Below are 16,771 nucleotides of genomic sequence, written 5' to 3'. Positions count from 1 at the left end.
AAGGAGGTGAAAAAGTGAAAAAGGGAATTTTATATTTGAATCAATTTTTCGGACAAATTGGTGGAGAAGACAAAGCAGACTATGAGCCCTCTATTCGTGAAGGACAAGTTGGAGCAGGACTTTTGCTGAACAATTTATTAGAAAACGCAGAAATTACTCACACCGTAATATGTGGCGATAATTTTATGGGTTCCAATGAAGAGGCAGCTGTAGATGCTATCCTTGGATTTCTAGAAGGGAAAGAATTTGATATTTTCTTTGCTGGACCAGCCTTCCAGGCAGGTCGTTACGGAAATGCCTGTGGTGTAATTTGCAAGGCAGTAAAAGAGAAGTTTGGTGTACCGGTTGTTACGTCCATGCACCAGGAGAATCCTGGTGTTGATATGTTTAAGAAAGATGTTTACATTTTAAGAGGTGGTCCTAGTGCCGCTAATATGAAAAAAGACATGCCCAAAATGGCTGAATTAGGAAATAAATTATTAAAAGGCGAAAAAATAAAAGGCGCTGAGGCTGAAGGCTATTATTCGCGGGGAATCCGTCTTGAAATCTTTTTAGAAGATGAGACACCAGCTTCGGAGAGAGCAATCAACATGCTCCTTAAAAAAATCAATAACGAACCTTTCGTTTCGGAGTTGCCAATACCAGAGCTGGAGACAGTACCAATAGCACCAGCAATAAAATTAGCTGATGCCAAAATCGCGCTTATAACATCAGGCGGCATTGTTCCAGTTGATAATCCAGACAAGATCCAATCTGCCTCAGCAACACGTTGGGGACGTTACTCGATTAAAGGAATGAAGAGATTAGGCAATGAAGCAGACGGTGCGTTCAAAACAATTCATGCTGGTTATGATCCATCAGCAGCGAATGCTGATCCTAATATAACACTACCTTTGGATGCACTCAGAGTTTACGAAGAAGAAGGAAAAATTGGAAGTATTCATGATTATTTCTATGCGACTGTTGGTACAGGAACAGCAGAGGGAGAAGCTGCGAGGATGGCTCTGGAAATAATTGAATACTTAAAAGCAGATGGTGTAGATGCTGTTATTCTGACATCCACCTGAGGGACCTGTACACGTTGCGGTGCAACGATGGTTAAAGAAATTGAAAAAGCAGGTATTACAGTTGTACAAATGGCGAACTTGATTCCAATAGCTAGAACAGTTGGTTCAAATCGTATGGTTCCGACTATTTCTATTCCCTATCCTTTAGGAGATCCTAAAACATCAAAAGAAGAGCAATGGAAATTGAGATATCATAGAGTTGGTGTTGCATTAGATGCTTTGGCAACTGATATCGAAGAACAAACCGTGTTTGAAGTATAAACCTAAGAATGGAGGATAGTTAGAATATGAAAAATGATCAATTTTGGAATTCAGTGTTTACAATATCTTTGATAGTATCAGTTATTATAGTTGGCCTTGGTGTTATTTTACCAGAGGGTTTTGCTAGCATAACATCAGCATCATTTGATTTTTTGGTAGGTAACTTTGGTTGGTTTTATATTATAACAATGTCATCATTTGTGGTATTTGCACTTGTGATGTTATTTAGTAAATACGGTGATATTAAATTGGGCAAGCCGGATGATAAGCCTGAGTATAGCTTAATGTCATGGTTTGGAATGCTTTTTAGTGCAGGCATGGGTGTAGGTCTAATATTCTTCGGTGTAGCAGAGCCATTATTCCACTTTGGTGGACCCCTGAGTGGTATCGTACCAGAATCTACAGAAGCACTTGATTTTGCTTTTAGAAAGTCATTTTTACACTGGGGATTACATCCGTGGGCAGCTTATGCAATTATGGCATTAGCGTTAGCTTATATGCAGTTTAGAAGAGAAGAAAAAGGTCTTGTTAGCAGTATCTTCATTCCTCTAATTGGAAGAGAGAAAGTCGCCGGGCCAATAGGCAAGACAATCGATATCCTGGCAATTTTCGCTACCGTTGCTGGTGTTGCTTCTTCGCTTGGGATGGCAACCATGCAGATTAATGGTGGATTGAATGGATTGGTGGGATTACCAGTTAATACAGGCATTCAATTGGCTATTATTGGAATTATAACCTTCTTGTTTGTTTTAACTGCAGTCATGGGAATTGAAAAAGGTATTAAGCTCGTATCAGATATGAATATTACATTATGTTTTGGATTAATGCTGGTCGCATTTTTAGTAGGACCAAAAGTTGAAATATTAAATAACTTAAGTAACTCCGTAGGTTTATATATAGCAGGACTTATTCCAGATAGTTTTGCAATATCCGCTGATCCATGGTACGGTTGGTGGACAGTATTCTACTGGGCTTGGTGGATTGCTTGGGCTCCATTTGTTGGAACGTTCATAGCGAGAATATCTAAAGGCAGAACCATCAGACAATTTATTTCTGGCGTTTTAATTGCACCAACCATTATGAGTTTCTTCTGGTTCTCAATATTTGGAACCGTTGGTATTAAGGTGTATGATAAAATTGGTGCTTTCACTACAGAAACAGCGTTCTTCCAAGTATTTGAATATTATCCGTTAGGAACATTATTATCTGGCGTAGCAGTATTATTATTAACTACTTTCTTTATCACATCAGCTAATTCAGCAACATTTGTAATGGGTATGTTATCAGAAGATGGAAATTTAAATCCAGGTACGCCTAAGAAAATAGTCTGGGGAATAGTAACAGCAGGCTTAGCAGCAGTATTATTACTTGCAGGCGGTTTAGGCGCTTTACAAACAGGCTCAATTGTAGCGGCATTCCCATTTGCATTTGTAATGATTGCAGCGATGGTCTCTTTTGCAAAAGCTTTAAAAGGCGATGCGGCTTTTATGTCGGGACAAGAAGATATTTCAGAAGAAAAATCTGCATAATCTAAAGAACAATTTCTGTAAGAAATGGACTATAGCGAATCAAATTTGATTTGCTGTAGTCCATTTTTGATTGTGAATGGGTAGGGTTCTTAAGTCCTGAGGCTCAGGGATTTCAGCGATAGTTTTCATACAAAAGGTCAGACTAAACGCAGCACGCCCAACACACCAAAGCAGTCACTTTGACAATTGTAAAAAACTGTAGTATAATTATTCCATAAGAAGAACACTAAGCTAATAAATTGAATCTGATTTGCTCATGCGGCAAAAGTCACTTTTTATAGTGGCTTTTTTTTTGTTTTTGGAATTTTGAAGGAGGAAAGTGCAATTGTTCACTCAATATACGAACTACCTTTATGCTTTGGGTGCAGTCATTCTCTTATCAGTACTCATATGGGGTGTCATGCGCAAGTTCCACAAGAAACGAAATATTCATATTCGGGATGCGTCCTTGACAGTTGAAGAACTTGAGGAGCATGCGAGAAGCATGTCCTTGGAGCACGCAGTATCTTCAAAGAAAAATAGATTAAACTGGCCTGTTACACGAATGAATGAAAACGCCAGCTTTATTCGTCAAGCCTATGAAACTTTAAACGGGGACATTGTTGAAAAGCGCGCGTTACCACCTGCCGCAGAATGGCTTCTGGATAATTACTACGTTATTGAGGAGCAAGTGGTTGGCCTCCGCAAAGACCTATCAAAGAAAAGCTATTTTGAGTTACCGGTTCTGAAAAAAGGGGCTTACGAGGGCTTTACCAGAATCTATGCCCTCACCATGGAAATGGTTGCGCACACGCATGGCAAGATCGAGGAAGACGCACTGTTGAAATATCTGATGGCTTATCAGAACCACAATATCCTGTTTGAACGAGAAATTTACATCATTCCAGCTATGCTGCGACTCGCGCTCATTGAAAATATTCGAGTGATCAGCGAGGATATTCTCGAAACCAGAAAACAATGGGCCATCGCGGAAAAAACTGTTGAGCAATGGCTGGAAGCAACGCAAGAGGGCACTTTTAAAATTAATGAATTGTTTGAGGAAAATGGGAAGGCCATCAGTGATGCAATCGAGACCGCCAACCCATCCTATGTGGAGCATCTGTTTTATAGGCTGAGAAGGTCCGGACGGAGATACTCGGATGTTTTGAGATACATTGATGAAAGCCTCGACAAATTTGATACGACAACAGAAATCATTGCTCAAAAAGAGCACAATGCCCAAGCTGTTAGTACGGCTTCCATGGGAAACTGTATAGTCAGTCTCAAACATCTCTCAAGTATGAACTGGACGGACTTATACGACGAAGCCAGCAGTTTGGAGAAAATTCTCAGGCAAGACCCGTTAGACACTTACAGCCTTATGGACATTCAATCCAGATTCTATTACAAAAACAAGGTGGAAGAGATCGCCAAGGCCTATGGCGCGTCAGAGCTTTACATTGCAAAGGAAGCTTTATTTCTTGCGCAGGAAGCAATGTCGTCTGCGCCTATAGATGCTGAGGATGAAAATCTGCGGAACCGCAGACATCACATTGGCTATTATATAGTGGATGACGGTCGAAAAGCTCTGGAGAACAGGCAACAGGAAAATAGAAGTCTGTCTGTGAAAATCAAGAAAGCGATAAAGCTGCATCAAGGCATGATCTACATGATATCAATTGTCTCATTGACAGTGATTCTCAGTCTGCTGACGGTCGTCTATGCCATGAGTCTCGTGCCTTCGCAGAAAATTTCTCTCGCTTTATTAGTGGGAATAGTCGTGATCATTCCCGTTTCCGAAATAGTCATTTCAGTGACCAACTGGTTTGTATGCAGAATAAAAAAACCTGCGGTATTCCCGCGCCTGGCGCTTAAAGACGGAATACCGGACAGCATGAGTGCCATGGTCGTGATCCCGGCGCTGCTTTCTGACACAAAACGCGTCAATGAACTGATGGAGAACATGGAGAACCATTACTTGGGGAACAAAGAGACGAATTTGCATTTTGCCTTGATTGGCGCATTTAAAGATTCGGATTTCGAGAACAACAAAGAGGATAAGCGCGTTATTCAAGAAGCCTCAGACAGGATTGTGGCGCTGAATCACAAGTATGCTGAAGGGAAAAAAGACATATTTTATTTCTATAACAGGCAGAGGACATTCAATGAACTGGATAATAATTGGACTGGTTGGGAACGAAAAAGAGGCGCTTTGATGGAGTTTAACGAGTTGCTGCTTGGTTCAGAGACTACCAGTTTTTCTTTTTTTTCCAACGAATTCTTACCGGATGAAAATATTCAATATGTTATAACACTGGATGCTGATACCGTTTTGCCTCTTGGCATGGTTAAAAAAATGATTGGAACCATGGCACACCCACTCAATAAGCCAGTCATTGACATGGTGAAGGGGATTGTCACGCAGGGCTATGGTTTGATTCAGCCAAGAGTCTCCTTTGACAGCGACAGCTCAAACAGGTCCATATTTTCAAGGATCTATACGGGGCAAGAAGGCCTGGATCCCTATGCCAGCGCTATTTCTGACGTCTATCAGGATCTTTTTGGCGAAGGCATTTTTACTGGAAAAGGCATCTACGATCTAAAGGTTTTTCAAAAAGTTTTAAAAGGGAAATTGCCTGAGAACGCAATCCTGAGTCATGACCTGCTTGAAGGTTCATTTGTGAGGGCAGCGTTAGTTTCGGATCTGGAACTGGTGGACGCATATCCGTCAAAGTTCAACTCTTTTGTGGCGAGGCTTCATAGATGGATTCGCGGGGACTGGCAGCTTGTACCTTGGCTGTTCGGCGGCATTCGAACAAAGAATGATAAAATGATTCGGAATCCATTATCCCATGTTGCCAAATGGAAAATGATTGATAACCTTAGAAGAAGTCTATTGACACCGGTTGTTATGCTGCTGATAGCCTTAGGCTTCAGTATATTGCCGGGTTCAGGCGTTTTCTGGGCTGGTCTGGGCATTACCTCCATGGGACTCCCACTGGCGATCACATTATTAACCCAGATTTTCAGCAATGGGCTCAAAAGAGACAGCATTAAACGACATCTTCCCGGTTTTTTTGGCATAAAGGCTTCGATTTTCCAATTCCTTCTTGGGATAGTCTTTCTGCCTTATCAAGCTTTCATGGCATTGGATGCAATTGTCGTTACGCTGAAGCGCGTCTTCATCACAAAGAAAAATATGCTCGAATGGGTGACGTCTTCAGATTCAGATAATACCCAGCCAAATTCTCTTAAAAGTTATGTTGGGACTATGGGTCTAAGTGTTATTGCAGGCGTGGCCATTGCAGCGCTTTCATTCCTTTTAAAGCCTGAGAGCATAAAAATCAGCGCTGTGTTGCTCATTGCCTGGCTGCTTTCGCCTGTCATCGCTTATCTGATCAGCAGAGACGATCCCGGGAAAACAGAAATGCTGGAGGCGGAAGCTTTGCTGGAGCTTCGGACCATAGCGAGAAAAACTTGGCGGTATTTCGAAGAATTCGCGAATCAAAAAAATAATTACCTTGCACCGGACAATTATCAGGAAGAGCCCTACAGCGGCATTGCGCAAAAGACGTCTCCGACAAACATTGGGCTTGGGCTCATGGCTTCGTTGACCGCAAAAGACATGGGGTATATTGGGCTGATTGAACTGGAAGCGCATATTTCGAGGACCATCACGACCATCGGAAATATGGAAAAATGGAACGGACACTTGTATAACTGGTATGACACCAGCAACCTGGAGCCGCTCCACCCAATTTATGTGTCCACCGTAGACAGCGGAAATCTGATTTGCTACCTGACCACTCTGGTGCAGGGCCTAAAGGGGTATTATGGGAAACCGCTTGTGGATACGGCATACGTCAATGGGATCAACGATACAATCCGTGCCGGCCTCAAAGCGGGAGCGCTTATGCCGATGGCTGCGATACCCCACACCCTTTCAGAAACGCCGGAAGTGCTCGATCCCATGGCCTGGAGCAAGGCGCTGAACGGCTTGGCTGAAGATTCAAATCTTTCAGCCCTTTCAACCTTCATGAAAAAAGAATGGAACGCCAAATACGAGCGCATTATAAAAAAATTGAAGCAGGAAGTTAAGAGCTTCATGCCTTGGGTCGAAATGGCATTAATCGAACCTGGTGTGACTGTTAACGATGCACAGAAGGAAAAATTCAATGCCCTATTTGGGCTTATGAAAACAAATGTTGATCTGGAAAAACTTCCGGTGCTAAGTAAGAGCCTTTCAAATCAATGTGATGCTTTGACTCTGGAACTGCAAGAAACAGCCAACGGAGCTCTTGAAGCAGAAATGGCTTGGTTGAATCAGTTAAAAGAAGCCGCAGAAAACGCCGTTCAATTTTCAACGAAGTTTATTGAACAATATGATCGCTTGATTCAAATAATTACAGAGCTTTCTATGAACACAAAATTTGCGTCGCTCTATAACGAAAGAAGACATCTTTTTTACATTGGCTACGATTTGGAAGAAAAAGAGCCAACGAACTCCTATTATGACCTTCTCGCATCAGAGGCCAGACAAACCAGCTATCTTGCGATTGCCCGGGGGGAAATTCCGCCAAAGCACTGGTTTATGCTGGGCAGGTCACTGACCGTGGTGGATCGTTTCAAAGGGCTGGTTTCCTGGAGTGGGACCATGTTTGAATATCTCATGCCGCTTTTACTGATGAGAAGCTATAAAAATACACTTTTGGACGAAACCTATTCCTTTGTTGTGAAAAGCCAGATCAAATATGGCAAACAAAGAGAAATGCCTTGGGGGACATCTGAGTCTGCTTATCACGCACTGGATATAAACTTGAACTATCAGTATAAAGCTATAGGTGTGCCGTGGCTTGGATTGAAACGAGGTTTGGCGGAGGATGCTGTTGTTGCGCCTTACGCGACCTTCCTTGCGCTGATGGTAGACCCTGGAGCAGCGTACAGCAACATCAAAAGGCTGAAAATAGAAGGCCTTGAGAGTGATTATGGTTTTTATGAAGCGGCAGACTATACGCCGGAACGACTGGAACCGCAAGCCAAAAATATAGTCATCAAAAGCTATATGGCGCACCATCAAGGAATGAGCCTGATGGCGATCAACAATTATCTGAACGACAACATCCTGCAACACAGATTCGCGATAGATCCCCATGTGAGAGCGGCAAGACTGCTGCTGCAGGAAAAGGTACCTCTGAATATAGTTTTCACAAAAGACAGCAAGGAAAAAATCCCTACATCCACAGGGGCTGCCTACAGCGACAAAGGCTCTTACAGGCGGTTTACCGCCATAGATTTTGAGCGTCCTAAAGTTCATGTCTTATCCAATGGCAAGTACTTTGTCAGCTTGACGGATAAAGGCACGGGTTACAGCAGAACCAGAGAAGTCGCCATATCAAGATGGCGGGAAGATCCCATCGCAGACAGCTACGGAACCTTCTTCTATATTGAAAATCTGGATGATAACCATAAATGGTCTGCTGCTTATGCACCGCTTAATATTATGCCTGAAAACTATGAAGTTGTGTTTACTGCAGATAAAGCTGCCTATAAACGAACCGACGGCGACATTGAAACTATGATGGAAGTCGTTGTTGCATCCGGTGATCAGGCTGAGATCAGGCGTATTAAACTGGTCAATAATGGTGTATCAGCCTGTACGCTCCAGGTCACCAGTTATTTTGAAGTCGTTGCGGCAACCCAAAGCAGCGATTTGGCACATCCTACGTTCAGCAATCTTTTTGTAAGCACTTCATTTGACCCCAAAAACAACGCATTGCTTGCGAATCGTCGAACAAGGCACCAATTTGACAAGAAACGCTGGGTGGCTGGGGTACCGGTCATTGAGGGCGCGGCAGCCGGCGCCATTGAGTATGAAACGGACCGTGCGCAGTTTATTGGCAGAGGCCGTACGTCCGCAAATCCCGAGAGCATTGAACGGGGAAAACCTTTGTCAAATACCGTTGGGTCGGTCCTGGATCCCATCTTCAGCATGAGAATGAAGGTGCGGGTGGAACCCGGGAATACAGCGCGCTTGTTCTTTGTCACAGCAGCGGCTGAAAGCAAAGCCTCCGTCATGGAACTGGTGGAAAAATACAATAATGTTGAAGCGTGCGACACGGCTTTTTGGCTGGCCGTCACCAGAAGCCAGGTGGAAACCAAGTATCTGAACATCAAAGCGAGTGATTTGGAATTCTATCAGGATTTGATCTCTGACATCCTGTTTATCAGTCCTCAGAGGAGAAAGTATGCGCAGCAGATCAAAGATAATCGAAAAGGCCAGCAAACCTTCTGGCAGTACGGCATTTCAGGTGACCGGCCAATTGTTCTCCTATCCCTGGATAAGGTCGATGAGATGGAGCTTCTATTTGAGCTCCTTAAAGCCCATGAGTACTGGCGTTTGAAAAATCTCAAGGTAGATCTGGTGATTTTAAGCCAGGAGGAAAACAGTTACAACAATCCGCTGTTTTCATTAATCACGGAAATTGTCTACAATATGCAGACTCAGGATGCCATGAATCGTCACCAGGATGTCTTCATTTTGAAAACCAGCACCATGACGTCACCGGAAGTCAATCTGTTCTTTGCCTGTGCGAAGATGATTTTCGAGGGCGGCTGCGGCACTATGGAAGCGCAGTACAGTGCGAGTGTACCTGAAGCCAGCGCTGACGCTGCAGTGCAGACAGATCAGTTTGTGGCTCGCGCTGAGATTCGTGCTGAGACTGATGCTGAGACTGAGTCTATGACTCAAATCGTCGCTCAAAGCGAAATTTCAGAAGCTTTCCAAAATGTAATCCGCGAGCGTGGACCTTTATTAAAACATTCGGAAGAGGAACAAAAGGCGCTTCAGTTTTTCAATGGATTTGGCGGCTTTGGCAAAAATGGAAAAAGCTATGTCATCACCCTTGAAAAAAGCATGGCAACACCGGCGCCGTGGGTAAACGTCATTGCGAATCCCAATTTTGGATTTATAGTATCAGAGTCTGGAGGCGGGTATACCTGGTGTGAGAACAGCAGAGAAAACAAATTGTCCAAGTGGTCAAACGATTCTGTTGGAGACGAGCCTGGAGAAATATTTTATATCAGTGATGATGACGGAACGCTTTGGTCCATGACACCACTGCCTGTAAGGGAAGAAGAACCCTATACCATAGAGCATGGTTTTGGCTATACAAGCTTCCACCATCAAAGCCATGGGATTGAACAAGAGCTTGTTCAGTTTGTCCCGGTTAAGGGCACGGTAAAAATCAGCAAAATCAGTTTGCGAAACATTAGCCAGGAAAACAAAAATCTGACGCTGACGTATTATATGACCCCAATTTTAGGCGTCAGCATGAGCGAAACCGGGATGCATGTGGTCAGTTCTCAAACGGAAGACGGCACTCTGATGATAGAGAACCCTTATAACAGGGAATTTGCGGACAAGGTTTGTTTTATGGATGCCTCTATAAAGGCGCGGACCGTGACGGGTGATAGAAAAGAATTCTTTGGCCGCGGTGGAATGGATTCCCCAGAAGCATTGAAGCACAGTGCATTGTCAGGAACCACAGGTTCTGGCTATGATCCCTGCGGGGCAATGCAGGTAAAAGTCAGCCTTGGAGCTATGGAGACCAAAGAGATATTATTTATAATGGGTATGGCTGACAGTCAGGTGGAGGCCCTTGAACTGGCAAGTCGCTTTAAGACGATTCAGCAGGCAAAGGATGCATTAGCAGAGGTTGAACTTTTTTGGAAAAATAAACTGCAGGTCGTCAAAGTGGAAACGCCGGACCCGTCCATGAATATCCTGCTCAACGGATGGCTTCAGTATCAGGTCATTTCCTGCAGGATGTGGGCCCGCTCAGGCTTTTATCAGGCGGGCGGGGCATACGGCTTCCGGGACCAGCTACAGGATAGTTTATCTTTGGCTGCCACGTGGCCAGCCTTAACCAGGGCACAGATCATAAAACACGCTGGCCATCAATTTGAAGAGGGTGACGCCCTGCACTGGTGGCACGAGCCTACCGGTAAGGGAACCCGGACGCGAATATCAGACGATTACTTGTGGCTGCCTTATGTGACTGCAGAATATATTAGAGTCACGGGTGATGTTGACATTTTGAACAGCCAGGCACCTTATATGCAGGAGGAACCCTTAAAAGAAAATGAAGAGGATCGCTACTGCCAGCCCAAAGTTTCATTGGAAACTTACGACCTCTATGACCATTGCATGCGCTCTTTGGACAACGCGCTCCGGTTTGGGGAACACGGTCTTGCCCTGATTCGTGGCGGTGACTGGAACGACGGAATGAACCATATAGGCACAGAGGGGAAAGGCGAGAGTATTTGGCTGAGCTGGTTTTTATACGCGACATTACAGAAGTTCATACCGATTTGCCGTGAAATGGGGGATGAAGTTCGTGCGGATGAGTTAGCGCTGCTGGCTGTAAAAGTCGCAGACGCGGTTGAAACCCATGGTTGGGATGGAGACTGGTACAGAAGGGCTTATTTTGATGACGGAACACCGTTGGGATCTTCTTACAACAATGAATGCAAAATTGATTCCTTGGCACAAACCTGGTCTGCGATTTCAGGAGCGGCTGATCCCAAAAGAGCGGCAAAAGCAATGCAAGCCCTGGAAAATTATCTGATGATGGGTGAAGAGGGCATCATAAAACTTCTAACCCCACCTTTTACGGAGGGCACTTTGGATCCGGGCTATATAAAAGGCTACCTTCCAGGGGTTCGTGAAAATGGCGGGCAGTATACACACGCAGCAGCCTGGGCTGTGGTGGCATTCTCAAAACTGGGTGACGGCAACAAGGCCTGGGATTGCTTCCGGATGCTCAACCCAATCAACCATGCGCGAACCCACAGGGAGTCTTGGATTTACAAAGTCGAGCCTTATGTGATGGCTGCCGATGTCTACGGAGAGCCACCCCACGTTGGAAGGGGCGGCTGGACTTGGTATACAGGCGCCGCTGGCTGGATGTACAAAGCTGGACTGGAAAATATTCTTGGCTTTAATAAGCAAGGGGACAAATTGATCCTTGATCCAACTATACCTGAAAAGTGGACCTCTTTTGCCATCCGTTACAGTTATATGGAAACGGTCTATGAGATAGAAGTAAAGAATCCAGAGGGCATAAGCAAGGGCGTCCTGAGAGTGATCGTTGATGGTGAGCTCCAGGCGGCGCTTTCAATTTCTCTGATGAATGACAAAAGAACGCATCAAGTGGAAGTCTTGATGGGTGAGACCAATCCTGCTGAGCGGCGCTTTGTGTAAAGTTTCAAAGTATAATGGTCCAGTCCCTTACCTCGGATTATTCAAACAGAAGTGGAGATGCCATAATGACAAGACAAACGACCACACGCAATACTTTTGACAACAATCAGCTGCCAACCCACCTCTTTTCAGTCTTTTTTGGAATCGTAGAATCTCTTTTAGCATTTCGTCTTATCTTCAAGCTGTTGGGTGCAAATGCCGAAAATGGATTTGTCAGCGCCATTTACGGTATCACGAAACCTATTGTAAGTATTTTTGAAGGCATTTTCTCAAGCGCGGTTACAGAAGGCCTTGAAACCGCCTCAGTTTTAGAACCCGCAACAGTTATTGCAATGATTGTCGTTGCTTTGATTGCATGGATCACGTTTAAGCTGATCACGCTTAAAAAAAGCAGTCATGTCGAAAAAACCGAATACACGAATGTAGATCGCCGGAGCAACTAACCTTGGATTGAGTCATCAAAAAAACGAGCCTTTTGTGGGCTCTTTTTTTATTCGCTTTCCCCGCACCATTTTCTCGTAAAAATTGAGACCATCAATCACAAAAGATAAACAGTGGGGGCATGTTCTTTTTCGTGATCTAATGACCAGTTTATGCTACATTATAGAAATGAGGAATTATTCATAGGAGGTAATGAAGTTGAAAAAAGGTGATTTGATCTGGGGACTCGTATTAGCGGCAATCGTGGCGTTTATCTCTGTCCCGGCTACCCATGATGTGTTTATGAATTTCACATCGGCACATCCGTACATTTCTGGATTCATCAAGTTCGCAATCCTGGCGACCATGGGCGAGCTGCTGGCTGTTAGGATCACGACCAAGGGCTGGGATCGCCTTCCCAAGGGCATCGTTTACAGAGCGCTCATTTGGGGTCTCCTGGGCGTATTGATTGTGCTGGTTTTCGAAATTTATGGCAGCGGCGTGAAAGCGGCGCAGTCCAAAGGCCTGCTGCTTGATGGCGGCGGTATTGTCTTCGCGCTTCAGGTCAGCGTTCTGCTGAACACAACTTTTGCGCCTGTCCTGATGGGCACCCATAAAATGACGGATACTTATATTGATCTGAAATATCAAAATTCCAAAGAAAAAATAACGATTGGCAAGATCGTGAAGACGATTGACTGGGAAAGCTTTTTCTCCTTCGTTATTTTCAAAACGCTGCCGTTCTTCTGGATTCCGGCTCATACGATCACGTTCATGCTGCCGCCGGAATATAAAGTCCTGTTTGCCGCGTCCCTTTCCCTGGCACTCGGGTTGATTTTAGCCGTTGCCAAAGTCAAGGCTCAGGCGAAGAAGGCGTAGCGGCTCCGCCAGGTGTTTGAAAGGACAATTTTTGTAATGTAATCTGGATGAAATACTGAGACCATCGGCAATCCTCTCCCTGGGCATTTGAAAGCTTAAAGAGTTGCCAATGGTCTTTCGTTTTCAATTTACCAAAATAGTTGTTTGAATTATTTTGCAAAGCGGAATTTATATAAGGAGAGCGGTATCTTATAATAGGAAACCGTGGCCAAATGGCAAGAAATTGATTTTAAATCTATATCTTACAGAAGGAGCTGAAGCCATGTCCAGTGTTGCGTTAAACAAAGAGGCACCAGATTTTCAAATGGATGATTACAAAGGCGATTTATTCAAGCTGTCTGATTTTCAAGGAAAGAGCAATGTCTTGATTGTGCTGAACCGAGGCTTTGTTTGACCGTTCTGCCAAAAGCACATGGCGCAGTTGCGTCAAAACTATGAGAAATTTGAAGAAAAGAATACCAAAATTGTCGTCATTGGCCCCGAAAACCCGAAGGCCTTCAGGAAATACTTCGAAGAGAACGCGCTGAAGTTTTACGGCATACCTGATGACACGCTCTCCGTCCTGAAATTATATGGGCAGAAGGTCAACTTGTTCAAGCTCGGGAGAATGCCTGCCCAGATGCTGGTGGATCAAAAAGGGATTCTCAGATACGTCCACTATGGGCACGCCATGAGTGATATTCCTGAGACGGCTGAACTGCTCGAACTCATAGATGCGCTGTAGTGAAATTGCCAATATTTAAGTGTCATAAGAATTGAGCAGGGAGGGGAAATCGTGCGAAAATACGTTTTAATTATTTTAGTTGCGGTGTTTTTTACACATCTTAGCTCAACATTCCTGGGTTTAAACGATCCAGTATTCGCTGCCTCGCCGGAAAGCAATGGCTATTGGCAACTGGTTGAAACGGAAACGGTTATCCCCTCTGACCAAATAATCGGAGATAAGTCAGATACGAGGGAAACAAAGTTCAATTACACAGAAGGCAGTGTTACGGTCTTGTACAACCGAACAACTTATGACGGCATACATAATACTTATTCGAATGAGGTTCTGACGAGAACCGGTAGCTGGTCGCTTCCGCCCAAGAAAGTAGCGCCCGATGAGAAAGTAACACTTAATCTTAACGCTCGCATCGATCAATTTGATCGACTTTCCATAAATTATAGCGGGATTACTATGAAAGCCTACTTTGCGGAGCTTACCGCACCCTTTGGCCGACTGGATGCAGGGAGCGGGGATTTTGTCGATCAAAGCGGACTTGGGCTTTGTGAAGCTATTATTGCCGACGGTGTGGTCAAAGTAGCATCCCAGACAAAAGAGGTTACTGGGACTTTTGGCCAAGGCAGAGCCGGAATGAAAAAAGCGCTCTTTGTCGTTGTGCGTTGTGATAAGGTGCTTGGCGCAAAATACATTTATGAATGGAAAACGGATGATGTTGCCACTTCTTTACCAGATACGGCAGATTCAGAGCAGATTGCTGCAAAGTCAATAAAAGGCGTGATCTATTTTGATCAAAAACACACGAAACCCATTCCCCATACCATTGTTCATGCAATCTTCTATAATAAAAATGGTGAAATTATGGGGAATGTGCGGTCAGTTTCAGATTCCCAAGGCAGATATGTATTATCCCTTAATCAGCCGCTGAATGATGACCATCAGTTGAGGCTGGGAATTGAATTTTCTTATAATCCTGAAGGCGTAAATTTTTTAAATCAATTTGATGAGCGTGACAATAAACGTTTATGTTATCTTGTCGTAACGGATGGATTTATAACTGCTTCTTCTCAAGAAGAAATCTTGTTTGATTTTTGTCCGTTGGAAGGCTATTCGGTGAGCATCAGTGAGGGGTGGAAAGAACAGCTCACCGCTGAGGAGAAAAAGGAGTATAAAGAACGCGTTAATGAGAACATCAGGCTTTATGAAGCCTTGATAAATGCCTTTGAAATATACAATGAGGCGCTGGGTGTGACATTAGATTATCAGCTGCCTGTTGACGTACATGCTTTTAGGGGTGGAAGTATCACAAAGATCAACGAGGCCTTCGATTCTTTTTACCAACCAGCCAATGGCGACATTTATTTAGCATATTTGCACGCTTCCTATCAAAGTCCGCTGTTTCCCTATGCTGTATTTCATGAATTCAGTCATTTTGCCATGCAATGCATGTATGGGCATAGACTGCCAATAATGGAAGGCGACATAAACCACGGTGGATACGCCAATACTTCTACCGCTGATTCCTATATGGAGGGTTTCGCCGTGTTAATGGGATTAGCAATGCAGGCTTATGTTAACGATGATGTGGTAATGATTATTCCGGGTAGAATGAATATTGAGGTCAATTATAAAGCATGGGATGAAAGCGGCAAGGCTGAGGAATTTGCGGTAGCGGGAACGCTTTGGGATCTGATCGACAATCCATCTGAGGATGATGATGCGGTGGCCATAGCGTTTGAGGAATTATGGTCTGTCTTGCAAGAATACCGCAGTGATTTTACTGCGGTTTATGAAGCGCTAATGGTGAAGTATCCCAGTCAGAAGATCCAAATCGATCAGGTTTTCAAAAATCATGGGTTTTTCTTTTCCAGCGCGGCAGGTGACGGCGTCTACACGATAGGCGAAGCCTTTATGGATTCCAATAAAGATAATATCTACACCAATGGGGAACGGTTTGTCGATTATTCCACAAGAGATTTAGATGGAAATCCGACTATGCAGTATAAGGAAGGGGATCCCATTGGTTCGGCAGCCTATGCTTCTGATCCGAAAAGAAGAAGCTCGCAGCCTTTCTCCGGTCATTATATCCGCGTGGCCAATGATCTGCCTTACTATAATGTGCAGGTAAAATTTTATGATCATCCCGCACTGGATTATTCAACGAAGACAGTCAATTTGCAAGGCATGGTTTATGTTGAGGTGCCACCTGCAGGTTATGACTGTGAGCTCACTGTTTGGCCGGAAGGTCAGGATGAAGCGCCTTTAGTTTTTTCCTCCATAGATTTTAGGCGAAACTACGCCGCCATATTGCAGAACGGTTATTTTTTGGATCATGCATTTGATGAAAATGGAAAAGCCTTTGAATTCGATTTTAATGATACAGGGGAAAATGAGAAAGGCGCAGAAACCATTCTGTTTGTCAAAGTAGCGGTGATCCTTGCTGTGATTGTGGGCGGGATTTTTCTGATTAGCAGGTTCAGGTCGCATTCCTCTTAAGACCACAGCAGCGGCGTATTCGACTGAATATGGATGATAAAGTGCAATCTTGTCGGGAGTATGAAATTTAAAATTTTGAACTCGTGTGTAATTGGCGTAAAAAAACATCGTCAGGATCTTTGAAGCTTTTAAAAGCCAAGAGATTCTGCCGATGTTT

The 16,771-nt window shown here is 44.1% G+C and carries 7 protein-coding genes; all 7 read left to right on the top strand.

Translation table 11 applies throughout. The features are described from left to right. Positions 1-14: 14 nt before the first annotated feature. The 7 genes from grdH to BLP63_RS12410 all read left to right on the top strand — a co-directional run bounded on the left by grdH (position 15) and on the right by BLP63_RS12410 (position 16,614). Complete coding sequence (gene grdH / locus BLP63_RS12440) at positions 15-1,328, top strand: betaine reductase selenoprotein B (RefSeq protein WP_092592060.1); 1,314 nt, start codon at positions 15-17, stop codon at positions 1,326-1,328. Between the two features lie 26 nt (positions 1,329-1,354). Continuing rightward, positions 1,355-2,857: a BCCT family transporter gene (locus BLP63_RS12435; protein ID WP_092592058.1), complete on the top strand. Its 1,503-nt coding sequence runs from the start codon at positions 1,355-1,357 to the stop codon at positions 2,855-2,857. A gap of 325 nt (positions 2,858-3,182) precedes the next feature. Beyond that, positions 3,183-12,098, top strand: coding sequence for a GH36-type glycosyl hydrolase domain-containing protein (locus tag BLP63_RS12430; protein ID WP_242870904.1), 8,916 nt, complete (start codon positions 3,183-3,185; stop codon positions 12,096-12,098). A 65-nt stretch (positions 12,099-12,163) separates the two neighbouring features. After that, on the top strand, positions 12,164-12,541 hold the full coding sequence (locus BLP63_RS12425) for a YggT family protein (protein WP_092592056.1): 378 nt from the start codon (positions 12,164-12,166) through the stop codon (positions 12,539-12,541). Between the two features lie 196 nt (positions 12,542-12,737). Continuing rightward, a complete protein-coding gene (locus BLP63_RS12420) occupies positions 12,738-13,397 on the top strand; it encodes a hypothetical protein (protein ID WP_092592054.1) in 660 nt (219 codons plus the stop codon). 262 nt (positions 13,398-13,659) lie between these two features. Further along, the gene (locus tag BLP63_RS12415) at positions 13,660-14,121 is read left to right on the top strand and encodes a peroxiredoxin family protein (RefSeq protein WP_092592052.1); all 462 of its coding nucleotides are present in this window, start codon (positions 13,660-13,662) and stop codon (positions 14,119-14,121) included. A gap of 51 nt (positions 14,122-14,172) precedes the next feature. After that, positions 14,173-16,614 carry a hypothetical protein gene (locus tag BLP63_RS12410; RefSeq protein ID WP_092592050.1) on the top strand — a complete coding sequence of 814 codons (2,442 nt, stop codon included), beginning with the start codon at positions 14,173-14,175 and terminating at the stop codon, positions 16,612-16,614. Positions 16,615-16,771: the final 157 nt, after the last annotated feature.

Origin of the sequence: Acidaminobacter hydrogenoformans DSM 2784 (assembly GCF_900103005.1) — a bacterium.
Taxonomy (GTDB): domain Bacteria; phylum Bacillota; class Clostridia; order Peptostreptococcales; family Acidaminobacteraceae; genus Acidaminobacter; species Acidaminobacter hydrogenoformans.
Note: the sequence above shows the minus strand (reverse complement) of the source record. Positions and strands in the feature narration are given on the sequence as shown.

Coding starts and splice junctions, on each gene's coding strand:
- BLP63_RS12435 (WP_092592058.1), top strand. CDS start 1,355: ATGAAAAATGATCAATTTTGGAATTCAGTGTTTACAATATCTTTGATA.
- BLP63_RS12425 (WP_092592056.1), top strand. CDS start 12,164: ATGACAAGACAAACGACCACACGCAATACTTTTGACAACAATCAGCTG.